General features: G+C 64.5%; 27 protein-coding genes and 1 riboswitch. Of the genes, 17 read left to right on the top strand and 10 right to left on the bottom strand.

Features of this window, described 5'->3' with window-relative positions:
- Positions 1-71: 71 nt before the first annotated feature.
- The 3 genes from BXE_RS20065 (at position 72) to BXE_RS20055 (ending at position 3260) form a co-directional block, all read left to right on the top strand.
- Positions 72-1541, top strand: coding sequence for a glutamate synthase subunit beta (locus tag BXE_RS20065; protein WP_011490025.1), 1470 nt, complete (start codon positions 72-74; stop codon positions 1539-1541).
- A 491-nt stretch (positions 1542-2032) separates the two neighbouring features.
- Positions 2033-2779, top strand: coding sequence for a hypothetical protein (locus BXE_RS20060; RefSeq protein ID WP_011490024.1), 747 nt, complete (start codon positions 2033-2035; stop codon positions 2777-2779).
- A complete protein-coding gene (locus BXE_RS20055; protein ID WP_011490023.1) occupies positions 2766-3260 on the top strand; it encodes a type II toxin-antitoxin system VapC family toxin in 495 nt (164 codons plus the stop codon). Before BXE_RS20060 ends, BXE_RS20055 begins: the two co-directional genes overlap by 14 nt.
- Before the next feature lie 219 nt (positions 3261-3479).
- Here the strand turns inward: BXE_RS20055 and BXE_RS20050 are convergent, their stop codons facing one another.
- Complete coding sequence (locus BXE_RS20050) at positions 3480-4745, bottom strand: D-amino acid dehydrogenase (protein WP_011490022.1); 1266 nt, start codon at positions 4743-4745, stop codon at positions 3480-3482.
- A 17-nt stretch (positions 4746-4762) separates the two neighbouring features.
- The gene (locus BXE_RS20045; protein WP_011490021.1) at positions 4763-6022 is read right to left on the bottom strand and encodes an MFS transporter; all 1260 of its coding nucleotides are present in this window, start codon (positions 6020-6022) and stop codon (positions 4763-4765) included.
- A gap of 221 nt (positions 6023-6243) precedes the next feature.
- Between BXE_RS20045 and BXE_RS20040 the strand changes: the two genes are divergently transcribed.
- Positions 6244-7191 (top strand): tyrosine-protein phosphatase, encoded by a 948-nt coding sequence (locus BXE_RS20040; RefSeq protein WP_038458495.1) that lies wholly within the window; start codon positions 6244-6246, stop codon positions 7189-7191.
- Between the two features lie 180 nt (positions 7192-7371).
- On the opposite strand, the gene BXE_RS20035 is transcribed toward BXE_RS20040, so the two are convergent.
- From BXE_RS20035 to BXE_RS47275, 3 genes are all read right to left on the bottom strand, one after another.
- On the bottom strand, positions 7372-8643 hold the full coding sequence (locus BXE_RS20035) for an ATP-binding protein (protein ID WP_011490019.1): 1272 nt from the start codon (positions 8641-8643) through the stop codon (positions 7372-7374).
- Positions 8640-9380, bottom strand: a complete 741-nt coding sequence (locus BXE_RS20030) for a response regulator (RefSeq protein WP_011490018.1) — start codon at positions 9378-9380, stop codon at positions 8640-8642. Before BXE_RS20030 ends, BXE_RS20035 begins: the two co-directional genes overlap by 4 nt.
- Before the next feature lie 112 nt (positions 9381-9492).
- Entirely contained in the window at positions 9493-9780 is a 288-nt protein-coding gene (locus BXE_RS47275; protein WP_011490017.1) for a hypothetical protein, read from the bottom strand.
- 240 nt (positions 9781-10020) lie between these two features.
- Here BXE_RS47275 and BXE_RS45925 point away from each other — a divergent pair, with 240 nt between their 5' ends.
- The 3 genes from BXE_RS45925 to BXE_RS20015 are packed head-to-tail and all read left to right on the top strand — an operon-like array spanning position 10021 to position 11624.
- A complete protein-coding gene (locus BXE_RS45925) occupies positions 10021-10188 on the top strand; it encodes a DUF6726 family protein (RefSeq protein ID WP_216668815.1) in 168 nt (55 codons plus the stop codon).
- Between the two features lie 3 nt (positions 10189-10191).
- A complete protein-coding gene (locus BXE_RS20020; protein WP_011490015.1) occupies positions 10192-10905 on the top strand; it encodes a hypothetical protein in 714 nt (237 codons plus the stop codon).
- Positions 10906-10955: 50 nt separating this feature from the next.
- Entirely contained in the window at positions 10956-11624 is a 669-nt protein-coding gene (locus BXE_RS20015; protein ID WP_038457268.1) for a flagellar basal body L-ring protein FlgH, read from the top strand.
- Positions 11625-11700: 76 nt separating this feature from the next.
- Here BXE_RS20015 and BXE_RS20010 read toward each other — a convergent pair whose 3' ends face one another.
- The 5 genes from BXE_RS20010 to BXE_RS19990 form a co-directional block, all read right to left on the bottom strand.
- Positions 11701-12438: a response regulator gene (locus tag BXE_RS20010; protein ID WP_011490013.1), complete on the bottom strand. Its 738-nt coding sequence runs from the start codon at positions 12436-12438 to the stop codon at positions 11701-11703.
- Between the two features lie 106 nt (positions 12439-12544).
- Complete coding sequence (locus BXE_RS20005; protein WP_011490012.1) at positions 12545-13186, bottom strand: hypothetical protein; 642 nt, start codon at positions 13184-13186, stop codon at positions 12545-12547.
- Between the two features lie 68 nt (positions 13187-13254).
- Entirely contained in the window at positions 13255-13722 is a 468-nt protein-coding gene (locus BXE_RS20000; protein WP_011490011.1) for a hypothetical protein, read from the bottom strand.
- A gap of 287 nt (positions 13723-14009) precedes the next feature.
- Positions 14010-14819 (bottom strand): SDR family NAD(P)-dependent oxidoreductase, encoded by an 810-nt coding sequence (locus BXE_RS19995; RefSeq protein WP_011490010.1) that lies wholly within the window; start codon positions 14817-14819, stop codon positions 14010-14012.
- A complete protein-coding gene (locus BXE_RS19990) occupies positions 14816-16567 on the bottom strand; it encodes an ABC transporter ATP-binding protein/permease (protein WP_038457270.1) in 1752 nt (583 codons plus the stop codon). The genes BXE_RS19995 and BXE_RS19990 overlap by 4 nt, the downstream gene beginning before the upstream one ends.
- A gap of 383 nt (positions 16568-16950) precedes the next feature.
- Positions 16951-17074: riboswitch (TPP riboswitch) on the top strand.
- A gap of 217 nt (positions 17075-17291) precedes the next feature.
- Here BXE_RS19990 and BXE_RS19985 point away from each other — a divergent pair.
- The 10 genes from BXE_RS19985 (at position 17292) to BXE_RS19940 (ending at position 25083) form a co-directional block, all read left to right on the top strand.
- Positions 17292-18422: an FAD-dependent oxidoreductase gene (locus BXE_RS19985; RefSeq protein WP_011490008.1), complete on the top strand. Its 1131-nt coding sequence runs from the start codon at positions 17292-17294 to the stop codon at positions 18420-18422.
- A gap of 81 nt (positions 18423-18503) precedes the next feature.
- Complete coding sequence (thiS, locus tag BXE_RS19980; RefSeq protein WP_038457271.1) at positions 18504-18701, top strand: sulfur carrier protein ThiS; 198 nt, start codon at positions 18504-18506, stop codon at positions 18699-18701.
- A 55-nt stretch (positions 18702-18756) separates the two neighbouring features.
- Positions 18757-19572 (top strand): thiazole synthase, encoded by an 816-nt coding sequence (locus BXE_RS19975; RefSeq protein WP_011490006.1) that lies wholly within the window; start codon positions 18757-18759, stop codon positions 19570-19572.
- Entirely contained in the window at positions 19569-20672 is a 1104-nt protein-coding gene (gene thiE / locus BXE_RS44425; RefSeq protein ID WP_011490005.1) for a thiamine phosphate synthase, read from the top strand. Before BXE_RS19975 ends, thiE begins: the two co-directional genes overlap by 4 nt.
- A 94-nt stretch (positions 20673-20766) precedes the next feature.
- Positions 20767-21588 (top strand): ABC transporter ATP-binding protein, encoded by an 822-nt coding sequence (locus tag BXE_RS19965; RefSeq protein WP_011490004.1) that lies wholly within the window; start codon positions 20767-20769, stop codon positions 21586-21588.
- Positions 21585-22352: a lipid asymmetry maintenance ABC transporter permease subunit MlaE gene (gene mlaE, locus BXE_RS19960; protein WP_011490003.1), complete on the top strand. Its 768-nt coding sequence runs from the start codon at positions 21585-21587 to the stop codon at positions 22350-22352. The genes BXE_RS19965 and mlaE overlap by 4 nt, the downstream gene beginning before the upstream one ends.
- 90 nt (positions 22353-22442) lie before the next feature.
- Positions 22443-22988, top strand: a complete 546-nt coding sequence (gene mlaD, locus BXE_RS19955) for an outer membrane lipid asymmetry maintenance protein MlaD (protein WP_007180197.1) — start codon at positions 22443-22445, stop codon at positions 22986-22988.
- Between the two features lie 11 nt (positions 22989-22999).
- A complete protein-coding gene (locus tag BXE_RS19950) occupies positions 23000-24043 on the top strand; it encodes an MlaA family lipoprotein (RefSeq protein WP_011490002.1) in 1044 nt (347 codons plus the stop codon).
- Between the two features lie 117 nt (positions 24044-24160).
- The gene (locus BXE_RS19945) at positions 24161-24793 is read left to right on the top strand and encodes an MlaC/ttg2D family ABC transporter substrate-binding protein (protein ID WP_038458503.1); all 633 of its coding nucleotides are present in this window, start codon (positions 24161-24163) and stop codon (positions 24791-24793) included.
- Entirely contained in the window at positions 24790-25083 is a 294-nt protein-coding gene (locus tag BXE_RS19940; protein ID WP_011490000.1) for an STAS domain-containing protein, read from the top strand. The genes BXE_RS19945 and BXE_RS19940 overlap by 4 nt, the downstream gene beginning before the upstream one ends.
- Positions 25084-25194: the final 111 nt, after the last annotated feature.

The raw sequence follows: 25194 nt of genomic DNA, 5'->3' as shown, positions 1-25194 counted from the left end.
GTGGCGCCGTTGATCGGTCGCACGCGGTGGGTGTAGATCACCCCACCTGATTAGATAGAGAAGAGAACCACATGGGCAAGGCAACCGGTTTTCTCGAGTTCGAACGCCGCCACGAGGCGTACGAAGCTCCGCTCACGCGTGTGAAGCACTACAAGGAATTCGTCGCCGCACTGAGCGACGAGGAAGCGAAGATTCAAGGCGCACGTTGCATGGACTGCGGCATTCCGTTCTGCAACAACGGCTGCCCGGTGAACAACATCATCCCGGACTTCAACGACCTGGTGTTTCATCAGGACTGGAAGAACGCGATCGAAGTGCTGCACTCCACCAACAACTTCCCCGAGTTCACGGGCCGCATCTGCCCGGCGCCGTGCGAAGCGGCGTGCACGCTCGGCATCAACAATGACCCGGTCGGCATCAAGTCGATCGAACACGCGATCATCGACAAGGCATGGACCGAAGGCTGGGTCGCGCCGCTGCCGCCGAAGCACAAGACCGGCAAGAAGGTCGCCGTGGTCGGATCCGGCCCCGCTGGTTTGGCTGTCGCGCAGCAACTCGCGCGCGCGGGGCACGATGTCACCGTGTTCGAGAAGAACGACCGCATCGGCGGCTTGCTGCGTTACGGCATTCCCGACTTCAAGCTCGAGAAGTGGCTGATCGATCGCCGCATGCGCCAGATGGAAGCCGAAGGCGTGACGTTCCGCGCCAACGTGTTCATCGGCAAGGCGGATTCGCTGCCGGCGCATATCGGCAACACGGCGAAGGAAACCATCACGCCGGATCAGTTGAAGGAAGAGTTCGACGCAGTGGTGATCGCGGGCGGTTCGGAAACGCCGCGCGATCTGCCGGTGCCGGGCCGCGAGCTGGAAGGCATCCACTACGCGATGGAATTCCTGCCGCAACAGAACAAGGTCAATGCCGGCGACAAGGTCGCGAACCAGCTGCTCGCGAAGGGCAAGCATGTGGTCGTGATCGGCGGCGGCGATACGGGTTCGGACTGCGTGGGCACCTCGAATCGTCATGGCGCGAAGAGCGTCACGCAATTCGAACTGCTGCCGCAACCGCCGGAAGAAGAGAACAAGCCGCTTGTGTGGCCGTACTGGCCGATCAAGCTGCGCACGTCGTCGTCGCATGACGAAGGCTGCTCGCGTGACTGGGCGGTCGCGACCAAGCGCCTCGAAGGCAAGAACGGCAAGGTCGAGAAGCTGATCGCGGCGCGCGTCGAATGGAAGGACGGCAAGATGCAGGAAGTGCCGGGCTCCGAATTCGAAATGAAGGCCGATCTGGTGCTGCTCGCGATGGGTTTCACGCAGCCGGTCTCGCCGGTGCTCGAAGCGTTCGGCGTCGACAAGGATGCGCGCGGCAACGTGCGTTCGTCGACCGAAGGCGACAAGGCGTATTACACGTCGGTGGACAAAGTGTTCACCGCGGGCGACATGCGTCGCGGCCAGTCGCTGGTGGTGTGGGCGATTCGCGAAGGCCGCCAGTGCGCGCGTTCCGTCGACGCGTTCCTGATGGGTCATTCGGAACTGCCGCGCTAAACGTCTCCGGCCGGCTTCGCGCTTTGGCGCGAAAGCCGGCTACTGCTTGCAGGAAGAGGTGGAGACGACAGACGTGCTACGTGAGCGGCACATCGAGCGGTGAAAAAATAAGGCCGGGCACCCGCGAGGGTGACCCGGTTTTTTAGTCAGCGCGAGTGACCCTCACCAGTTCGCACCTGTTTGTCGTGAGGTTCTCGGATTGCCAATGCCATCATCGTGGCTAGTCAGGCCCGATTGTCAGACTATTTTTCAATCTGAGTGAAACCCGGACACACGTTCGCACCTCACACTTTAAAAGAAGACGGATGACAAACTGGACAGTACGGCGACCCTCTCGCAGATTGAGAAGTGTCCTCTAACGGCTCCTATCTTGATCATAACTTTTGTGTGTTCGTGCTGAAATGCCACCAAAGGGGTAGGCTATGTGTTGACCGCCCTGCTAAGATTCTTTATCAGCAGGGCTCGGCCCATCTTCGTAGTTCGAGACAAACATGGATACCCGGGAACGCCTCAACTTCAGAATCGACAGCTTTACGCCCGAGACGCTGCCTATGGCCAGGCTGGCGCAATATCTCGCGCACCTGGCTATCTTGTACGGGAACGACGATTCCGTTCATTTCGAGAAGTTGCGCAAGGGTAGTGCGATTGTGCAGGTAAGGGTTGAGGACCCAGCTTTTCCGAAGGTTGTCCAGCGTTTGCAAAGTGTGCGAATGGGAGATCCCGACCCGGAAGTTCAAAAAGCATTTCGCTCGATCGACCGGTTATTGAGGGCCGACAACGCAGTCGGAACCATCACGCGAAGCGGTAAGGCAAAGCTCCTCGAGTTTCCTGGTCGTAAGCTGCCGATTGTCGATCCCATTACGATTTATCAACCCACTACGATCGACGGAGTTGTGATCAGGATTGGCGGGCGCGACGACACCATACCCGTGGCGATTCAGGATCAAGAGGGCGCGGTATTCACCTGCGAGATACGCGGTCGCGCACAAGCCAAGGAACTGTCGCGTTACTTCCTGGGGGAAACGCTACGCGTGTCGGGCAATGGAAAGTGGAGCCGTACGAGCAGCGGCGTGTGGGCCCTTGAGTCGCTTTTGATCCAGTCTTTTGAGGTTTTGGACAATGCGGGTTTTGATGATGTCGTAACGGCGTTGCGCAACGTCAAGAACAATGGTTGGGCGGATGTCGAAGATCCGCTGGGAGCGTGGAAAAAACTCCGGGGCCTGGATGATAATTTTTGATGCAAACGTACTTATCTCATTGTCCACCGGGGACGAAAACGACGAGACGTTCGAACGCCTTTCCGGACTAATTCAAGATATCGTTGCAGCGAAAACAGTTATTGGCGTTCCGGCTCCAGCATGGGCCGAATTTCTCTGTGGTACGGGATTGGGAACGTCCAGCGTAATCCAGGCGCTCAAGAAGCGCAGTGCAATCAGAATCCTTCCATTCGACGAGATTGCGGCGACGGAACTCGCGGCCATCGACGAGGTGACGCGCGCGAAAGGTGGAAAGAAAGGCGCTTCCAAATCTCATTGGCAGAAAATCAAGGTAGATCGTCAGATCCTGGCTATCGCGCGCGTGCTTCAGGTTACGGCGATCTACACAGAGGACTCAGACCTGATCGCTGAGGCGACCCGTTTGGGTATAGCCGTGTGTCGAGTTAGAGATATCCCACTGAAGCCAAAGCAAAGCACACTCGACCTGCCCGACCCAGAGTAGTGCGGCAGCTTACGTCCCTCTGGTTTGCTGGCAGTTTGGCAAGTTGCTTTCGGTCGTATTTCCAGAGAGCAGGCCAACCCTCTCCAGCATATGTCGAACGGTGGACTATCTTTGAATGGATCGAAGCAGACTGCCTGGCAAATGCAGCTTGTGCTGAGCCCATTCCACCAGGTCCGACATCGTGTAGCCATAGTGCAGCATGTGCCCGCGCCGCCAACGTCAGTTGCGATACCGCGCCAGCGTCAGTCCATCCAGATCGATCTCCGGCTTGCGGCCCGTAATCAGGTCCGCGACCACGCGACCCGACCCCATCGACATCGCCCAGCCCGTCGAGCCGTGTCCAAGGTTCAACCACAGTTTCTCCACACCTGACGGACCGAGCAGCGGCGCGCCATCCGGCGTCATCGGACGGCGACCCACCCAGAAATGCGCGGACGTGGGATTGGCCGCATGCGGGAACCAGTCGCCGAGCACTTTCATCAGCGTTTGCAGCGCCTGTTCGCGCAACGTGCTCTGGCGATTGCCGAGTTCTGCGGTGCCGGCCACCCGCAGGTTGTTGCCAAAGCGCGTGATCGCCGTCTTCAACGACTCATCCATCAACGCGGCGCGCGGGGCTTTTTCTTCATCGGTGATGGGCAGTGTCGCCGAATAGCCTTTCACGGGGTAAAGCGGCACCTTCACGCCGAGCCGCGCAAGCAGCGAATCACTGTCGACGCCCAGCGCCACCACCACGGCATCCGCGTGCAACCTCCCGGCGCCGCGTTCGCTCTCGATACGCACCGCGCGCACCGCACCGCCTTCCACGTCGAGCGAGCTCACCCGCGTGTCGAAACGGAAACGCACGCCGTTGCGCTCGCAGATCGCGCGCAGTTCGCGGGTGAAGCGGGCACAATCGCCGGCTTCGTCGTCGGGCAGATAGAGGCCTGAAAGCGGCGTCTGACGCGCCCAGCGCAAGCCCGGCTCGATTTCGGCACACTGCGCCGCGCTGACTTCCCGGTGCGCGATGCCGGCCTCGCGCAGCACCGCAAGCGCCGGCTGCGCGAGTTCGACGTCGTACTCGCTGCGGAACAGCTGCAGATAGCCCTGGCTGCGGCCATAGTCGAACGGATGGCGGCCGCGGAATTCGCGCAGGCACTCGCGGCTGTAGTAAGCAATGCGCTGCATGCGCTGCTTGTTGACGCGAAACCGTTCGAGATCGCATTCGCGCAGCCAGTGCGCGATCCAGCGCCATTGAGCGGGATCGAGAGTTGGGCGGAAAATGAGCGGCGAGGCCGGTTTGAACAGGTATTTGAGAATCTTGGCCGGCATCCCGGGCGCGGCCCAAGGAGTCACGTAGCCTGGTGCGATCACCCCCGCGTTGCCGAAACTGGTGGCGAGCGCGACATCCGGCTCACGCTCGATCACGGTCACCTCGCAGCCTTGCTGGCGCAGGTAAAAAGCCGTGGCGACGCCGATCACGCCGCCGCCCAGAACAATCGTTTTCATGTGTATGTACAGCGGATTCAGGCAGCGGGGCGGGTGGTCCCGAGCACCTTGCCCTTGGTCTCAGGCAGACACATCGCCGCGATGATCACGAGCAGATAGCCCGAGCCCGCCACGACGCCCATCGCCTTCACCAGCGTCATGGTTTGCGACAGTGTACCGACCAGAATCGGAAAGAACGAGCCGAGCCCGCGCCCGAGGTTGTAGCAGAAGCCTTGTCCCGAGCCGCGTATCGCATTCGGATACAGTTCGGACAGGTAGGCGCCCACGCCCGCGAAAATCCCCTGGACCACGATGCCGAGCGGAAAACCGAGCGCGAGCATCATGCCGTCGGTGATCGGCAGCATGGTGTAGAACATGCCGAGCACGAACGAGCCGATGGCGAACAGCACGAACGACGCGCGCCGGCCGATCCTGTCGCACAGAATCGCGCCGACAATGTAGCCCGTGAACGAACCGACGATCAGCACGATCAGATAGCCGCTGGTGTTGAACACCGACAGATGGCGCACGGTCTTGAGATAAGTCGGCAACCAGGTGGTGATCGCGTAATAGCCGCCGAGCATGCCGGTGCACAGCGCGCTGCCGAGCAGGGTGGTTTTGAGGTGAGCGGCGGAGAAGATCTGCAGGAAGTGCGAGGTGTCGAAGCCGTTCTCGCGGGCCCGGCGCGTTTCGAGAAAGATTTCCGGATCGCTCACGTTGCGGCGAATGTAGATGATCCACGCCGCGGGCAGCAGCCCGATCCAGAAGCAGGCGCGCCACGCATATTGCTCCGGCAGCAGCGCGAAAAAGGCCCAGTAGATGATCGCCGCAGCCGCCCAGCCGAACGACCAGCTGCTCTGCACGGTGCCCACGGCTTTCGCGCGGTGCTGAGGCGAGCGAATGGTTTCGGCCATCATGATCGTCACGACCGACCATTCACCGCCGAAGCCAATGCCCTGCAGCGTGCGGGTGGCGAGCAGTTGCCAGAACGAGTGGGTGAAGCCCGACAGAAAGGTGAAGAGCGCAAAGGTGGCGATGGTCCACTGCAGCACCCGGATGCGGCCATAGCGGTCGGCGAGAATGCCGGCGAGCCAGCCGCCCACCGCCGACGAGATCAGCGAACTGGTGGCGATCATGCCGGCTTCGCTCCTCGTCATGCCCCATGTCGCGATCAGCGTCGGAATGAGGAAGGAGTAGATCATGAAGTCGAAGGCGTCGACCGCGTAGCCGCCAAAGCCAGCGTACAGCGTGCGGCGTTCGCGCTGGGTCAGTTCGGTAAACCATTGGAGAGAGGGCATTTTTGTTGTGGTCGCCAGGACGTGTCGGCCTGCCGTGGGCTCGAATGTGGGGTGTTCGTATTCTACGGGGCGTGGCGTAGTGGGGCCAGTTGTGGTCAAAAATGGCAGCCATTCCTTACCAACTACTACCGTGTAACCCAAAATATACAGAGCGTGGTTAAACTGCACTCGCAGTGCCGATGCTGCGACTCACCTTCTCACGTCCGCGCCAGCCACGCCTCATGTCCGCCACCGCAAAAACCTGCTCGCCGTTGCGCCGCTCCGCGAGCATGTTCCTGCGGACAAGCCCGATTTCGACCCGCGAGGCCGCGGCATCGCGCCGGAACTTTCTGAAGCGCTCAGCCGGCGTGCTGCTGATCTCCGGCGTGGGCGGCTCGCTGCTGTCCGCATGCGGCGGCGGCAACCTCGGCGACGATCCGCCTGCAACGCCGCGTCTTGCCTCGGTCGGCAACTTCCGCGATCTCGCGGGGGCGGCGCCCTATCCGACCGTCGACGGCAAACAGATGCGCCGTGGCGCGTTCTATCGCGCGAACGCGTTGACGCTCGACGCCGTCGACGAGGCCGCGATCGACCGGCTCGGCATTGCCTCGGTCTACGATTTGCGCACGCCGGCTGAAATCGCGCGAACCGCCGATATCCTGCCGCGCGGCGCGACAACCCGGACGCTCAACGTGCTGGGCACCGCCGACTTCGTCGCGCCGGCTTTCGACACGGCGGCGGCCGCCGTCGCGTTCATGGAAACGCAGGCGCGCGGCTACGTGACCGGCGCCGCCCAGCGCGCCGCTTACGGTGCGCTCCTGACGAATCTGGCCGACGCTCCCGGCGCGCAACTGTTTCATTCCAGCGCGGGCAAGGATCGCGCGGGCTGGGTCGCGGCGCTCCTGCTCAGCATTGCGAATGTGCCGCTCGACGTGATCATTCAGGACTATCTGTTGAGCAACGTCTATCTGGCGCCGCAGATCAAGGCGCAAACCGAGACGCTGCGCACGCAGGACGGCGACGCCGCCGCTTCGGTCGAAGCGCCGTTGTTGAGCGTTCAGGAAAATTATCTGCAGGCCGGCTTCGACCAGGTGCAGGCGAGCTACGGCACGATGGTGAGCTACCTGACGCAAGGCCTCGGCGTCTCGCAGGCGACCATCGACACTTTGCACAGCCGCCTCGTGGTTTGAAGCGTCAGCCGTCAGCGTGTTGCGTTCACCGCAGGCAAAAAAAGTCCGCCCCAAGGGAGCGGGCGGACGGAGAAGGGCGGCATCGAGGTTGCCGGGGCCGACTATAAGGCCGCCGCGCCTGCGAGAGTCCATCCAGTAAGGGCGCGTAAGCGCCCATAAGAAGTGCCCGCGCAACTTCCGTCACGTCAGCGCCGGCACCACGGGCAATTCGATCCGCACTTCCAGACCGCCCTGCGCGTGATTGCGCACGTGACACCGTCCACCGCGATCGTGCGCGAGCCGCGCGACGATCGCGAGACCCAGCCCGCAATGGCCTTCGCCGCCGCGCGCGGCGTCGAGCCGCACGAACGGCTTCATGGCGGCGGCAATGCGCCCGTCGGGAATGCCGGAACCGTGGTCGCGTACGCTGATCACCCAATGGCCGTCATGGCGCGCGGTGCCGATATCCACGGGCGGCGCGCCATGTTCGAGCGCATTATCGACGAGGTTCGTGACCAGCCGGTCGAGCAGCGTGCGCGGTAGCGTGAACGCCGGACCGGCGCTCAGGTCGAGCGTGAAGAGCGGTGTTTCGGTGCTGTCGCCGGCAGAGAACTGTTCCCGCAGGAAATCGTCCACTTCGACTGGCGGCCCGGCTTCGGCGGACTGGCCCGCGAATTCGAGAAACTGCTGGACGATGTTTGTCAGCGAGTCGACATCGCGAATCAGACCGGCGCGCTCGTTTTCCGCCACCAATACGCTCGCGCGCAACTTCAGCCGCGTGAGCGGCGCTTTCAGATCGTGCGCGACGCCGGCCAGCATCACGGCCTGATCGTCGCCGGCTTCGTTCAGGCGCCGCATCATGTCGTTGAACGAGCCGATCAGATCGCGCAGCTCTCGCGGGCCTTGCACCGTCACGGGCTCCGGACGGCCGCCCGAGCCGAACGCGCGCGCGGCGTCGGCGACGCGCGACAGCGGCCGCTGCATCTGCCAGGCCGCGAACACGGAGAGGATCAACGCGGCGAGCAGCATAGAGACCGATTCGATGAGGAAGCGCGGGCGCGGCGGTACGTCCACCGGCACGACAACCCAGTTCGACTTGCCGGGAAACAGCACCCACAACTGCGGCGGGCGCAGGTCGTCGACGGCGATCCGGGTGCCGGGCGGCAGATTCTCCCGCAGATGCCGGCTCAGTTCGACCAGCGGATGATTGGCCGGCTCGTGCAGGTGCACGCTCGCCGGCATGTTCCAGGTGGGCACGAGATGCACGCGCATGGCGGGCGCGAGCGCGGCGCCTTTCATCGGCTCGCCGTTGATCGCCTGCAACACCAGCAGGATGCCGCGCGCGAAGCCGTCGATTTCATGGCGCGGCGGCTGCATCACTACCAGCACGAACCAGCCGGCCTGAATCGCGAACAACACCGCCGCCGAGAGTAACGCCATCCTGCCGAACAGCGTGTTCAGCGGGTTCTTCATGCGCTTGAAGCAGCCTCGTCGGCGAAGGGTGTGCCGTCGGCATCGGGCACGAACACATAGCCTTTGCCGCGCACCGTCTGCACATAACAGGGGTTCGACGGATCGTCTTCGATCACGCGGCGCAGGCGCCAGATCGGCACGTCGAGGCTGCGGTCGCGGAAGGCGAGATTGTCGCGATGCACGAGATCGTGAATCAGCACGCGCGAGAGCACCTTGTACGGATTGTTGACGAAGATCTTCAGGAGCGCGAACTCACTGTCGCGCAGCGGCAGCTTCGAACTGTCCCGGCACAGCGAACGGGTTGCGAAGTCGAGCTCGAACGGACCGAAGCGATACGGCTTGCGGGCTTCCGGCGCGCTGGTGGTGGACGGCCCGCGCCGGCGCAGCACCGTGTGGATGCGCGCGAGCAATTCGCGTGGATCGAACGGCTTGGTCAGGTAGTCGTCCGCGCCGAGCGAGAGTCCCACAATGCGATCGGCCACCGTGCCGCGCGCCGTCACGAAGATCACCGGAATATCGTCGCCGGCGGCGCGCAGCGCGGTGAGCGCGCGCAGGCCGTCGGTGTTCGGCATCATGATGTCGAGCACGACGACCGACGGCCGTTCACGTTCGAGCCGGCGCTGAAGATGGGTGCCGTCGTGGAGCACGGACGCATCGAAGCCGTTCGATTGCAGAAACTTGCAAAGCAGATCGCGTACGACCGGATCGTCGTCGACGATAAGGACCTGTGGATTCATGGCGAAATTTTAGACTGGCCTGTGCGACAGGCGTCCGACTGTTTTCTTACCAATGCTTACGCTACGCTGCGCGGCTGTTGGCGGCTCGTGCGCAGCGACCGTCACACAAGGCTCACGGCATATTCAGCGCGGCCATATTCGGCAATGTGGGCTGCCGCGCCTTCCCATTCGCTTCGCATCCCCAACATTCCTCCCAAGAAAGAATTTGCGCGTATTTGGAACCGGCCGCAACGGCGCGCAACGGCTCGTAAGAACCGCTGGAAAGCGCGCTTTCCTTCGTGCATCGGCACCGCGCGAGCGGCGAGATGATTCGTCGTGCAGTACGTTGCGCCGCATGCTGAAAAACAGCCTGACGCCTTGGGCCCACGGCAGGCGGCGTGAAATCGAAACCTAGCGCCACGCGAGGCTCATCATGACCGTTCCCAGCAATCTCACCTCCACCCGCTTTTCTTCGCTGGCGCCCACGCCGCCGGCGGAAAGGTCCACAGCCGCCAGCAGTTCGAGCGCCGCCGCGCAGACACGGGAGTCTGCCAGCTGGCCACAGCCCTCGTTACCTGCCGGGCTGGTCGGGCATCACGTCAATACCACAGCCTGACGTATCGGGGCCCGTGTGTCGACCTCGAGAATTCTTCACTGCTTCATGCGAGTTGCCGCGTGGTTGACGCTCGGCGCGGCGCTACTGCCTCTGGGTGGCTGCGCCGTTGCCGCGCTGCCGTGCCGGCTGACCTCGGCCACGCTGAAAATCATTCCGGTCGTCGGCCATGCCGCGGCCTCGCCGTTCGACATGTGTTCATCCGCCATCGACTGAATCATGACACTCAAACGGATTGCCTGCGCGCTGGTTTTACTGGGCGGAGTGTTCCCGTTGACCGTTCGAGCGCAGCCGCTCGTGCGTGAGACGGGTGCGGCGAGCGCCGCGTCGAAAGAACCTTCCGCCGATGCACGGCGGCGCTCGCAAGACGCGCCGTTCGCGTTCCGTGGTGTGGCGCTCGGCATCACGCTCGACGAATTCCGCGCAGGTTCGACCGTGCGTGCCACGCCGCCCGGCAGCGTGCCGGTCTGCGAGACGGACGTGCAGGCGGGCGCGCTCGGCATGCGGCTGAAGTCGCACGAGAGTCTCACGGTGGCATGCCGCTGGGCGTATCGCGCGGACAGCGGCTGGGTGGTGTCGCAAGCGGTGGTGGACGGCGCGCCCGCGCTGGAGCATGTGCTGCGCTTTGCGCGCGTGGACGGGCAAAGCGCGCTGCGGCTGTACGAGATTTCTTTCGTGATCGACGAGATCACCGCCGAGGACTTGCGCGACGCGCTCGCGGACCGCTACGGACCACCGCGTCAGGCGACGCAGAACGTGTCGGCCGCGGGCGCGATGCCAACTTACGTCTGGGAAAACGCGGTGAGCTCGATCACATTGTGCTTTCTGCCGGGCACTCGCAACGGCACGCTCACCTATTTGCTGAAGGGCTCGGACGCGTGGGTGAAGTCGGTCGTGCGGCAATGGCAGGCAAGCGGCGCCGAGGCGGGTTGATGCGCGGCATTGTGTGTGGCCGTGAGGCCCGTTTCGAACAAGGAGCATGCATGACTGCGCTACATTTCACTGTCGCGGTCGGAGCGGCTGCCTGCCTCGCGGCTTGCGCGAGCCGGCAAAACTCGATCGTGGATACGCCGATGGCGCCGCCGCTCGCCTCGGCGCCGTTGAACGTCAACACGCAGGGCGCGATCTATCAGGCCGGCGCGCCGTTGCTGCTATACGAAACACCGCGTGCGCAACATATCGGCGACGTATTGACGATCCGTCTCGCGGAATCGTATAGCGGCAATAACAGCGCGACCGCGGCGGCGAGCCGTTCGAGCAGTATTACCGCCGACGCCGCCGACCACTCCACCAACGCCGCCGCGCGGCTCGCGCGATTGTTCAACATCGGCTCGGCGAGCACTGACTACAAGGGACAAGGCAGTCTCACCGACATCAGCGGCATGAGCGGCACGCTTGCCGTCACGGTGATCGGCACGATGTCGACCGGTAATCTCGTGGTGTCGGGCGAGAAAGTGATTGCGATGAGTGGCAACCGCGACCGGCTGCGCCTGTCGGGCATCGTCAATCCCAAGGATATCGAAGCGGGCAACTACGTGGCGTCGAGCAAGGTGGCGAACGCGCGTATCGAACAGGCCGGCGTGGGGATGGTGTCCGACGCCACGACAATGGGCTGGCTGCAGAGAATGTTCCTGAGCGTGCTGACGTTCTGAGCGGCCGGCGTGCGGGATACCTCCTGTGGCATAAGAAGTGCACGAGGCGATATCCATCGCGCCTTGTGCCACACGGTCAGGCCAGCGGCGCGTCGCGTTCGGCTGCGCCGATTTCACCGTCCGGCACGAACACGTAGCCGCGTCCCCACACGGTTTGCACGTAGCGCGGCTCGGACGGATCGACTTCGATCAGCCGGCGCAAACGCCAGATCGAGACGTCCAGGCTGCGATTGCGATGCAACTCGCTATTGCCGTGCAGCTTCTCCAGCAGCTGCGCACGCGTGAGCACGGTCATCGCGTGGGTGACGAATATCTTGAGCATGGCGAATTCGCTCGAACGCAACGCAATGCGCTCGCCGTCCCGGCGCAGTTCGCGCGCCGGGAAATTCACTTCGAAACGGCCGAAGCGGTAGGGCGCGCGCTGTTCCGGCGCGCTCGGGGCAATGGATCCGCGACGGCGCAGCACGGTGCGAATCCGCGCGACCAGTTCGCTCGGTTCGAAGGGCTTGCCGAGATAGTCGTCCGCGCCGAGTTCGAGGCCGATCACGCGGTCGATCGGATCGGCGCGCGCAGTGAGCAGAATCACGGGAATGTCGTCGCCGGCCACGCGCAATGCGCGCAGCGCGCTGATGCCGTCGAGCTCCGGCATCATGATGTCGAGCACGATCAGGGCCGGCCGCTCGTGCTGCAATTGGCGCTGCAGCGCCATGCCGTCTTGGAGCGTGTCAACCTTGAAGCCGCGTCCCTGCAGATATCCGCTGACGAGCTCACGTACGACGGGGTCGTCGTCGACGACAAGAATGGATGGGTTCATTCAGGTCATCTTAGAGAAGCGTGCGCGCGGAGCAAAGCGCGTCACGCTTTCGAATCCTTTCCCATGTAAGAGAAAGCAAGCGGTCCGGGCGCCTCGCCTGGTTCGCCTAGTTCGCCTGGGAAGTCTGAATGGTCTGCGGCGGCTGGCGCGCGAAGTCGGTCCGATCCACCACCATTCGCGCGATCAGGCCATTGAGCTTGGTCGAGGCCGAAGAGAAGCGGTCGGTGTTCAGGCCGCCGGTCTGATAGCGGGCCGTGACCAGAATGCGGCCGTTCTGGATCAGCGTCAGGTCGATGATGGACAGGTACTGGATTGTTTCGTCGCTGAACGAGCGGCGGCCGTAGTCGATCGCAGCGTTGTAGACGAGACGCGCCTCGCAGCCGGCGGGCGACGTGCCCGGATTGTAGACGTCCGAACGAATGCCGCGCCGGTCGAGCGCGAGTTGCAGCGCCGGCACGAAATCGCCGATCGAGACGTTCTGGTTCACTTCGACGCAGACGTGGCGCACGTCGGCCGGCCCGCCGTTGACGAAGGTCGGCGACGAGTAGTTCGCGGCGATCGCGTAGCCCGCCTGTATGACTGAACCGGTGGCGTCGGCGGCCTGGATCAGCGTCCATGCGCAGCCGTTCAACCCAAACGCCAGCGTCGCGGAGACCGCGAGCCACGCGCACGGACGCCGCAACACGATCCACGCGGCCCGTGGGGCTCGCGTGAAAGCGTCAGCGCGCGGGGTCGGCATGAAGGTCATGAGGCGGCGCCGGGTGTCGGTTGGTGAATGGCGGGAATCACAGCGGGTAACGGCGATCGGGCTCACGCTCAGCGCGTGACGCGCAGGCGCAATTCGTTCTGCCCTTGCACGCTGGCCGTGACACTGACGCGCCGCTCGGCGGTGGTCACGATGAAATGCTGGCGCGTCGGTGTGTTGATGTCATGCACGACATTCGGGAAGCAGGCCGCGATATCGGCGCCGAATTCTTCGAGCGGATCGGAGACGACACCGTCGGCTTGCCAGTGCGCGCGCCAGTGGCAATCGTACGCATGCGTGCTGGCGCGGCAGTCGTCGGCGCTTTCCGTGCCCGGCAGTTGCGCGGCGGATTGGGTCTGCAACCGCCGGAAATCAGCGGCGTCGACGATGTGCCTGAGCGCGGGGCAAACGTCGGCCGGCTCGTTGGCGAGACTGGCCTGGTTCGCTTGCGCCGCATGCGCGGCGCTCGCGACGAGCAGAGCGCCGAAAGCGAGCGCGAGACGCTGGGTCAAAGGATGGGAGCGGCGATCGAATGACATGTGAGAATCCAGTAGCGGTGGATGACGTGGGGCAGGACGTGGTACGGCCCGCACGGCTATCGTCGCCGCCGGAGGGCATTTTCAAAGCACGGAACAGCTTGCCGGCTTCGCAAATGCTTTCGAACTCTTCTCGCGTGTTTCGGGATGTTGCGGCGCGTTGTTCGGCGTCGCCAGGGTGGGCGGCCGGCGCGCGGCGTTCTGGCGTGGCGGTGTGCGGTGGCGTTGCGATCGAGGTGCCGCACGTGTGGCGCTTGTGAGGTACGTGCGGCTTGCGTGGCGCCTTTCGCTCAGCCGAGCGTGAGGCCGCCGTCGATGTGGATTACCTGGCCGGTGATGTGGCGCGCCTCGTCGGAGAGCAGGAACGCAATCAGCGCGGCGATATCCGCGGGTTCGGCGACATGGCCGAGCGGCGTCGCTTCGGCGGCGCGCGTCCACACTGCTGCATTATCGGCACTCGGGCCGCGATCTTTACGGGTGTAGCCAGGCGCCACGCAATTGACCGTCACGCCGTGCGGCGCCAGTTCCGCCGCCGCGGTTTTCGCCAGCGATTCGAGCGCCGCTTTCGCGGCGGCCGTCGCGGCAAACGGCGCGTCCGCGCGATAGCGGTGTGCGACGAACGAGCTGAGCGCGATTACGCGGCCGCGTTTCGACGTCTCCAGCGCGGGCGTTGCGCGTTTGACGAGCGCCGCGAACGCGGCCGGCATGGCCGCGAAGGCTGCGCTGAACGCGTCCGGATCGAGTCCGCCAAGCGTTTGGCGCTGTGCGTGGCCGGCGTTGGCGACCAGTTGATCGAGCGCGCCGAAGCTTGCGAGCGTTTGATGGATCACATGCTCCGCGGCGCCGCGTTCGGCGAGATCGCCGTACACCGTCGCGCAGCGCGCGCCGTTCGCGCTGCAATCGGCGGCGACATGGGCGAGTCGTTCACGCGCTTCGTGATCGGCGCCGCGTGCGTGCAACATCAAGGCCGAGCGCGGCGCGGCGATGCGCCGGGCCAGCGCGGCGCCGATGCCGGACCCGGCGCCGGTGATCAGCACGACGCGCTCGAATCCGGCGCTGCCCGCTTCGTTCAGATCGTCGACGCGGCTCATGCTGCTCATGCCGCGACCGCTTCGTCCGAGCGCTCGACGTCGAGCGTTTCGTCGTGGAACGCGGCCAGCGACTCGCGATGCGCGACACTGACAATCGCCGCCTTCGGCAGCCGTTCGGTGAACAGGCGATACAGGCGTGCCTCGTTTTCCGCGTCGAGCGCGCTGGTCGCTTCGTCGAGGAACAGATAGTCCGGCTTGTGCAGCAGCACGCGCGCGGCGGCAAGGCGCTGTTGCTCGCCCGGCGAAAGAATGCGGGTCCAGTGCCCCGATTCCTGCAGGCGGTCCGCGTACTCCGACAGATGGCAGACGACGAGTGCTTCGCGGCATTCGTCGTCGGTGTAGGTGTCGGCGGAGGAGGGGTAGGCGAGCGCCGCCTTGAGCGTGCCGATCGGCATGTAGCTGACCTGCGGGATGAACATCATGCGCGCGTTGACCGGGGCGTCGATCGAGCCGTCGCCGAACGGCCACAAGCCGGCGAGGGCGCGCATCAGCGTGCTCTTGCCCGAACCCGACGGGCCGCGCACCAGCCAGCGCGAGCCCGGCCGGATCGCGACATCGCGAATGCGCGACAGCGGATTGCCGTTGGGCAGGGCGAGTTTGAGGGCGTTGGTGGAGAGCTTGTCTTCGTCGACGAAATGCAGATTGATGCCGCCATGCGCGGTAGCCGGCGAGACCGATTCCTTCAGCCGCGGCGCGTGCACGACACGCTTGAATTCACGCAACCGGTTCACGGTGGCGCGCCATTCGACCAGCGTGCCGTAACTGTTGATGAACCAGGAGAACGAGTCGCTGACGGTGCCGAATGCGCTGGAAATCTGCATCAGCACGCCGAACGTGAAGGCGCCGGCGAAGTAGCGGGGCGCGGCGACCACCAGCGGAAAGATGATCGCGATCTGGCCGTAGAAGCTCAGCACGAACGTGAGGCGCTTGGTGTACTTCATCACCTGCCACCAGTTGTCGCGGATACGCGCGAACAGCGAGTGCGCGTTCTTCTTCTCGGTCTCCATGCCGTTGTAGAACGCGATCTGCTCGGCGTTTTCACGCAGACGGATCAAACCGAAACGGAAATCCGCCTCGACTTTCTGCGCCTGGTAGTTGATCGGCACAAGCGGATGGCCGACCTTCTGGATGATCAGCGAGCCGACCACGGCATAAAGCGCCGCGGCCCACACCATGTAGCCGGGGATCTCGATCGGCATGCCGCCGAGCGAAATGGTCAGCGCGCCGGCGAGCGACCACAGGATCGTGATGAACGACACCAGGGTGACGACCGTGGACAGCAGGTCGAGCGTCAGCGAAAGGGTACTGGTGGCGAACGATTGCAGATCGTCGCTGATCCGCTGGTCGGGGTTGTCGGCGAGGCGGTCGCGCTCGATCCGGTAGAACGCGCTGTCTTTCAGCCACTCGTTCAGGTAGCGCGTGGTCAGCCACTGGCGCCAGCGGAAGCCGAGCATCTGGCGGAGATAGCGCCCGTACACGGCGAGAATGATGAAGCCGAACGCGAGTGCCGAGAACACCATCAGCAGGTGCGGGAAGTCGTGCACGTTCTTGGTTTGCAGCGCGTTGTAGAAGTCGGCGCTCCAGCGGTTCAGGCGCACGTTGATCCACACCACGAGCAGATTCATCACGATGATCGCGATGAGCAGGCCCCATGCCGTGTTTCGTTCTTCGGAGACCCAGTAGGGCTTGATCAGGCTCCAGGCGGAGACTTTCTCGTCGGGCGGCAGCGCGTGGCTGGCAGAGGTATTCGGTGTCATGAGCATCCTGAAGTAGTGCTGGCCCATTTGGGGCTGACCCGTGGAGCAGGCCCGTCTGCGGGCTGCCCTGCGGCGGGTTTGCGTTACGTGCCCGGGCGTCGTGCTCGACGAACGCACGCCCGGGCGAGCGTCCGATTCTGGCGCGAAGCCCTTAAGCGAAAATTAATTCACGCCGCGAGGCCTTGCCGGAAACCGCCGGGAACATGGCAAGTCCGGCTGGCGTGCCGGCCGCGCTGCTTTCGTACGGCATCCTGTGCTGGCATTGTGCCAGAGCACCGCTCTGCGCCGTATTGATAATGAGAAAGGCGGTGCCGGATCAAACTCCGTGCAGCGCGGCAAGCCGCTGGTTTGCGGGCGCCGCGCCTTTTATGGTCTAATGGGCTTCGACGAAACAGGGGTGCTTCGCGCACGGGCGGCATGGTTTTCATGCCGCGGCGGCGAGGCTGAGAGAGACCCTTTGCACCCGATCCGGGTAATACCGGCGCGGGAAGTTTCCGGAAGCAGCCAGTCTTCCATTCCCCGCCGGGCGGCGTTTGTCATTGGAGCGCGCATTGCCCGGCCGGCCTCACCCGCCGGTTTCGTCCTGGGTACGTGCGTTTTTGTGGCCGTACGGAAAGGACTCGATGACCGCCTATTCTTCAGATATGAGTTTTGCTCTTCGTCACGCCGCCGTCGGCGCGCCGTGCTTCAGCGTTGCCTGCCGTCCCGCATCGGAGTGTGCGCGATGACGCGTCCTGCACAACCCGATTTCGCCGTGCTCGGCGGTGGCCTGTGCGGCCGGCTGGTCGCGTGGCGTCTCGCCGGACTGGGGCATCGCGTGGCGCTTTATGAGCGTGGCGACGCCGCCGGTTCGCAAGCCGCCGCGTGGGTCGCCGCAGCCATGCTGGCGCCGCTCGCGGAGGCCGCCAGTGCCGAGTTGCTGATCACGCGCCTCGGCGCGAGTTCGCTCGACAGCTGGCCGCAAGTGCTGGCCGAGCTGCCCGAGCCGGTGTTCTTTCAGCGCAATGGCACGCTGGTCGTCTGGCATCACGCCGACCGCACCGAAGCGCCGCTGTTCGAGCGCCGGGTGCGCTCGAATGCTCCGCCGGAATTGCTGGACGGAGGCTTCGTCACGCTCGCGGCCGCGCAGCTCGGCGCCGCCGAGCCGGCGTTGGCGGGGCGTTTCAATCAGGGCTGGCTGCTGCCGCGCGAAGGCCAGCTGGATAACCGGCAGGTGCTGGCCGCGCTCGCCGCAGGCCTCGCGCAACGCGGTGTTGAAACGCACTGGAATACGGCGGTCGACGATCGCGCGCTGCCGTCTGCCCATATCACGATCGACTGCCGCGGCCTCGGCGCGAAGTCCGTGCTGCCCACGCTGCGCGGCATTCGCGGCGAAGTGGCGCGCGTGCATGCGCCCGGTATCAAACTGACGCGGCCGGTGCGGCTGCTGCATCCGCGCTATCCGCTCTATATCGCACCGAAGCAGGACGATCTCTACGTGATCGGCGCCACCGAAGTGGAAGGCGAGGACATGTCGCCGGTCAGCGTGCGCTCGGCGCTCGAACTGCTGAGCGCGGCGTTTTCCGTGCATCCCGGCTTTGGCGAGGCACGCATCCTCGAACTGAATTCGCAGTGCCGTCCAACTTTGCCGGACCACCGTCCGGCTTTGCTGTGGGACGGCGCGCAGACGCTGCGCGTGAACGGCCTGTACCGGCACGGCTACATGATCGTGCCGGAAGTCGCCGACGAAGCCGTGCGCTTTGCCGCGGCGCTGCTCGACGGCCGCATCGGCGACGCCGATGCTTTCGCCGACTGGCAGCGCGGTGCGCGCTGGAGCGAGCTCTTTCAACTGGACTCCGCGCGGGAGCCGGCATGAGCGTTGCGCGCGTGGTCCTCTTCCGGACGAGCGCTGCGCGCCGCGCCGCTTTCGCCATCGATTGAACCGTATTCGAACATCATGGACATTCATATCAATCAGAAGCCGTTGTCGCTGCCCGAGGGCGCGACTGTCGCCGACGCGCTTACCGCGTACGGCGCACGGCCGCCGTTCGCGGTCGCGCTGAACGGCGATTTCGTGGCGCGCACCCAGCACGCGGCGCGCGCGCTGCAGGCGGGCGACAGGCTCGACGTCGTGCAACCCGTGGCCGGCGGCTGAACGGCTCGCCACGCACTGCCGGGTGGCCGCAGTGAGGAAACCGAGGATTATGCAAATGACTTCCCCCCAGAGCGCCGACGCGCTCACGCTCTACGGACAAACCTTCGCGAGCCGTGTGCTGCTCGGCACCTCGCGCTATCCGTCGCTGCAATCGCTGTCCGATTCCATCGACGCGGCGCGTCCCGGCATGGTGACCGTCGCGCTGCGCCGGCAGATGAACGAAGGCGGCGCGCAAGCCGGCTTCTTCGACCTGCTCAAGCGTCACGGCGTGCCGCTCCTGCCGAACACGGCCGGCTGCCTGACCGTCGGCGAGGCGGTGACGACCGCGCATATGGCGCGCGAAATCTTCGACACCGAGTGGATCAAGCTCGAACTGATCGGCGACGACTACACGCTGCAGCCCGACCCGGTCGGCCTGATCGAAGCGGCCACGCAACTGGTCAAGGACGGCTTCAAGGTGCTGCCGTATTGCACGGAAGACCTGGTGATCGGCCGCCGTCTGCTAGACGCCGGCTGTGAAGCGCTGATGCCGTGGGGCGCGCCGATCGGCACCGGCAAGGGCGTGATCAATCCGTACGGTCTGCGCGTATTGCGCGAACGGTTGCCGGACGTGCCGCTGATCGTCGACGCCGGGCTCGGCGTGCCGTCGCATGCGGCGCAGGTCATGGAATGGGGTTTCGACGGCGTGCTGCTGAACACCGCCGTCTCGCAGGCAACGCACCCCGAAGCGATGGCGCGCGCCTTCGCGCTGGGCGTCGAAGCGGGTCGCCAGGCTTTTCTGGCGGGGCCGATGGCCGAGCGCGAAAGCGCGCACGCGAGCACGCCGGTGGTCGGCATGCCGTTCTGGCATCAAGACGGGAGCGCCGCATGACGCAGACTTTGACATTGAAAGATCGCGACCTCTTCTGGCCGCCCGCCGACGAACTCACAGAGGCCGCCGAGCGCATCCGCGCCCGGCTGGGCGACTGGCCGCCGACGCACGCGCCGTGGCGCATCTGCCTGACCGCGCCGGACGAACTGAACGGCAGCGACCTGATCGTGATTGCCGACGCGCAGCAGCACGGCGAGCAGATGGCGCACTGGCTGGTGCGCGGCGCCGGCGTGATCGAAGCCGCCGAGGAGAAGGCCACGCTGCATCTGGGCGGCGAAAAATACCGCCTGGAAGGCCATCTGGCGGAAGACTGGATTGCCGCGCTGGCGGCCTTCCTGGATTGTGGCTTCGATCCGCATGACGCGTTGGTGCTGGCGCTGGCCTGGCGCGACGGCGACGAAACCAGTGCCGACGACGCCTTTCCCACCGATCTCAGCCGCTTTCCGCGTCTTGCCGGTTTGCCCGACGCGCCTGCGCAGGCGTTCGCGCGCTGCCCGGAGCGGCTCGGCCTGTATCCCGTGCTGCCGACCGCGGAATGGGTCGAGCGGGTAGTCGGTTTCGGCGTGAAGACGGTGCAGTTGCGCCGCAAATCCGCCGAACCCGCCGACGAACTGAAGCGCGAAATTGCCCGCTGCGTGGCGGTCGGCCGTCAGTACGATGCGCAGGTGTTCATCAACGACCATTGGCAGGCCGCGCTCGAAGCCGGCGCTTACGGCGTCCACCTCGGCCAGGAAGACGTGCATACGGCGGACCTCGCCGCGCTCGCGTCGGCAGGCGTGCGGCTCGGTCTGTCGACCCACGGTTTCTACGAGATTCTGAAAGCGCTGCATTTCCGGCCGAGCTACATTGCACTGGGCGCGGTGTTTCCGACCACCACCAAGATCATGCCGACCGAGCCGCAAGGCCTGCGGCGTTTGGCCCGCTACGTGCGGTTGCTCGATGGCGTCGTGCCGCTGGTGGCGATCGGCGGCATCGACCTGCAAGTGCTGCCCGACGTGCTGGCCACGGGCGTGGGCAGCGCGGCCGTGGTGCGCGCGGTGACCGAAGCGGCGGACCCGGCCTCTGCCGTTTCTGCACTGCAACACGCGTTTACGCAATAATCGTCACGTTTGGTTAAGGACGGGGCACCCTCAGGGCAACTTTTGCACGATGGCCCTATAATTCGGCCTTCCGTGTAAAAGGACTGTCAGTTTCGTGTCTTCCTCACCCGAGCCCTTACTCGAGTTGCGCGACGTCGACTTCGGTTATGGCGACCGGCTCGTCCTGTCGAACCTGAACCTGCGCTTCGAGCGCGGCCAGGTCGTCGCGGTCATGGGCGGGTCGGGCTGCGGCAAGACCACGGTGCTGCGCCTGATCGGCGGTCTGGTGCGCGCCCAGCGCGGCGAAGTTCTGTTCCACGGCCAGGACATCGGCCGGCAAACGCGCGACGGCCTCTACGCGCTGCGGCGCAAGATGGGCATGCTGTTCCAGTTCGGCGCGCTCTTCACCGACATGTCCGTGTTCGACAACGTCGCCTTCGCGCTGCGTGAGCACACCGACCTTCCCGACGAACTGATCCGCGACCTCGTGCTGATGAAGCTCAACGCGGTCGGTTTGCGCGGCGCGCGCGACCTGCTGCCGTCGGAGATCTCGGGTGGCATGGCGCGGCGCGTGGCACTCGCGCGCGCCATCGCGCTCGATCCCGAACTGATGATGTACGACGAGCCGTTCGCCGGTCTCGATCCAATTTCGCTCGGCATTACCGCGAACCTGATTCGCGCGCTGAATCAGGCGCTCGGCGCCACGTCGATCCTAGTCACGCACGACGTGCCGGAGTCGTTCGCGATCGCCGATTACGTCTACTTCCTCGCCAACGGCGGGGTTCATGCCGCAGGTACGCCCGCCGAACTGCGGGAATCGACCGATCCCACCGTGCGCCAGTTCATCGACGGCGCGCCGGACGGCCCCTTCAAATTTCACTATCCCAGCAAGACGCCGCTCGCGGCGGACTTCGGCATTGGCGGAGGTCAGTCATGATCAGTGCGATCGGCCGCTCCGTGCTCGACGGGCTGGGCACGGCCGGCTATGCCACGCGTTTCTTCTTCCGGCTGCTGCTCGAGTTTTTCCCGTTGTTGCGCCGTCCACGTCTTGTCACGAAGCAGATCCACTTCGTCGGTAATTATTCGCTGGTGATCATCGCCGTGTCGGGCCTGTTCGTCGGCTTCGTGCTCGGTCTTCAGGGCTATTACACGCTGACCCGGTACGGCTCCGAGGAGGCGCTCGGACTGCTGGTCGCGCTCTCGCTCGTGCGCGAGCTCGGGCCGGTGGTCACGGCGCTGCTGTTCGCCGGGCGCGCCGGTACGTCGCTCACGGCCGAGATCGGCCTGATGAAGGCGGGCGAGCAACTGACCGCAATGGAAATGATGGCGGTGGACCCGGTGAAGATCGTGATCGCGCCGCGCCTGTGGGCCGGCATTATTTCAATGCCGATCCTCGCCGCGATTTTCAGCGCGGTCGGCGTATTCGGCGGCTATGTGGTGGGCGTGCTGCTGATCGGTGTCGATGCCGGTGCGTTCTGGTCGCAGATGCAAGGCGGCGTCGATGTCTGGCACGACGTGGGCGCCGGCGTCGTCAAGAGCGTGGTGTTCGGCCTCGCGGTGACGTTCGTTGCGCTGTTTCAGGGCTATGAAGCCAAGCCGACGCCGGAAGGCGTGTCGCGCGCCACGACCAAGACAGTCGTGTACGCGTCGCTTGCGGTGCTCGGCCTCGATTTTCTGCTGACCGCGCTGATGTTCAGCTAAGACTGCGCCACACTGTTTCGCCAGCGGTGCGTCTACCGGACGCGCGCGGCGGGAGTGTCGACGGCGCGGCGGATTCACTTTGGGATGACGATGAAAAAGACTGCTCTCGACTTCTGGGTCGGCCTGTTCGTGGTGTTGGGTTTCGTGGCGTTGCTCTTCCTTGCGCTGAAGGCCGGCAACATGAGCTCGTTGTCGTTCCAGGCAACGTATCCGGTCAAGCTCAAATTCGACAATATCGGCGGACTGAAGGCGCGCGCCCCTGTGAAGAGCGCGGGTGTGACGGTCGGGCGGGTCGGTGAGATCGGCTTCGACAGCAACGCATATCAGGCCGTCGTCACGATCGATCTCGACAAGCAGTATCAGTTTCCGAAAGACACGTCGGCGAAGATTCTGACGTCGGGTCTGCTCGGCGAGCAATACATCGGGCTCGAACCCGGTGGCGACACGGAGATGCTCAAGGCGGGCGACACCATCTCCATGACGCAATCGGCGATCGTGCTGGAAAACCTCATTGGACAATTCCTGTATAGCAAGGCTGCGGATTCCGGTGCGTCCAAGCCTGGCGCGGCCGGCAGCGCACCCGCAGCAGCGCCTGCGGCACCGGGCCTGCCCGCCTCCGGCGCGGGCGCTCAATAAGGAGAAAAAGAATGCAGACCACACGCATCCGGGCCGCGCATGCCTTCCCGATCGCTAAACTGGCAGTCGTCACAGCGCTGCTCGCCGGCTGTACCACCGTGCAGACACCGACCAAGGGCGACCCGCTCGAAGGTCTGAACCGCACGATGTTCACCGTCAACGACAAGCTCGACCAGTACGCGCTCAAGCCGGTCGCGAAGGGCTATGTCTGGGCGACCCCGCAGCCGGTGCGCGACAGCGTGACGAACTTCTTTTCGAATATCGGCGACGTCTACATTGCGGCCAACAACCTGCTGCAGTTGAAGATCACCGACGGTGTCGAAGACATCATGCGGATCGTGATCAATACGGTGTTCGGCGTGGGCGGCCTGTTCGACGTGGCGACGCTTGCCCGGCTGCCCAAGCACGACAACGACCTCGGCCTGACGCTCGGCCACTACGGCGTGCCGGCGGGCCCGTACCTCGTGCTGCCGCTGTTCGGGCCGAGCACCGTGCGCGACGCGGTCGGCTCGATCGGCAATTACTATATCAACCCGCTCAGCTACGTCGATCCGGCGGGTCTGAGCTGGGCGCTGTACGGCCTGAATGTGGTCAACACGCGCGCCAATCTGCTGGGCGCGAGCGACGTGCTGGAAGGCGCCGCGCTCGACAAATACTCGTTCGTGCGCAATGCGTATCTGCAACGTCGTCAGTACCTGTTGTCGGACGGCAGGCAGTCGCAGGCGCTGCCGAACTACGGCGACGAAGCGCCGCTGCCGAAATACGACGATGTGGACGGCAGCGCGGCCGGTGCGCCGGCAGGCGCTGTAACCGGAACGGCGGGTGCGGCAGGCACGCAGGGTGCTGCTGCAGCCAGGGCGGCGCCTGCTTCCGGCGCGACAGCGGCAACGCCACCGCAAGCGGCCTCGGGCACTGCGGCAGCGCCGGAAGCCGCGTCCGGCAGCGCCGAAACGCCGCCGCTCGACCTGAACGGCGGCCCTGAAACGACGCAGATTCCGGCCGGTCAGCTGGTTCCGCCTACGCGTTTCAATTTTCCGTCGTTCAAATTGCGTTGATCGTGCAGCCGTAACAGATCGATACGACTCTCGCAGTTTGCGCATGGATTGCGGCTGAACTCGCGTGCTAATGTCGGCTCAAACGGCTGCACCATTTTTAAGGCAAGGCTCCCTATGATGAAAAAATTCTTCCTGATTCCGCTGTTCGCCGCGCTGTTCTCGTTCGCCAGTGCCGGTGTCTCAGCACAAACGGTCGACACCAATTCGCCCGACGGCATGATCAAGACGGTCACCCAGCAGGTGATCGACTCAATTCGCGCGGACAAGTCGATCCAGCAAGGTGACATCTCGCACATCACCCGGCTGGTCAACGAAAAGATCCTGCCGTACACGGATTTTCGCCGCACCACGCAACTGGCAATGGGCCGCAACTGGCGCACCGCCACGCCGGAGCAGCAAAGCCAGGTGGTCGAGCAGTTCAAGATGCTGCTGATCCGTACATACTCGGGCGCGCTGGCTCAGGTGCGCGACCAGCAGATTCAATACAAGCCGTTCCGCATGAACCCGGACGACACCGACACGGTGGTGCGCTCGGTTGTGATGAACAACGGCTCGCCGATCGAACTCGACTACCGTCTGTACAAGACGCCGCAAGGCTGGCGCGTGTATGACATCAACGTGCTCGGCGCATGGCTGATTCAGGCGTATCAGCAACAGTTCAACGAACAGATCCAGCAGAAGGGCGTGGACGGACTGATCCAGTTCCTCACACAGCGCAACCAGCAACTCGCCGCGGGCAAGCAGTCGTGAGCGAAGTGTCGAACCCTGTCGCCAACCGCTTCGAAAGCGGCGCGACGCTGACCCACGAGAGCGCGAGCGCCGCGCTCGCGGCGGGTTTGCAACGCATCGCGGCGGGCGCGAACGGCGTGGATTGCGCGCCGCTCGCGCAATTCGATTCGTCCGCGCTGGCCGTCCTCATCGCGTGGCAGCGGGCCGCGCAGGCACGCCGGGCCCCGTTCGAGATCGTCAATCTGCCGGCTGGCCTCGCCAGCCTCGCGCAAGCCTACGGCGTCGATACCCTGCTTTCGGCGCGACATTGACGCGCTAACCGCGTCACTTCCCAACCCCCCGGCTGAGATAGGGCCACTGATTTTTGCCCTATAATCAAACGTTTTTTGGGGCCCATAACCGGCCCCAATTCCGTTCCTTCC

Source organism: Paraburkholderia xenovorans LB400 (assembly GCF_000013645.1).
In the GTDB taxonomy this organism is placed as follows: Bacteria; Pseudomonadota; Gammaproteobacteria; order Burkholderiales; family Burkholderiaceae; genus Paraburkholderia; species Paraburkholderia xenovorans.
This window is presented reverse-complemented; position numbering and strand designations above follow the sequence as displayed.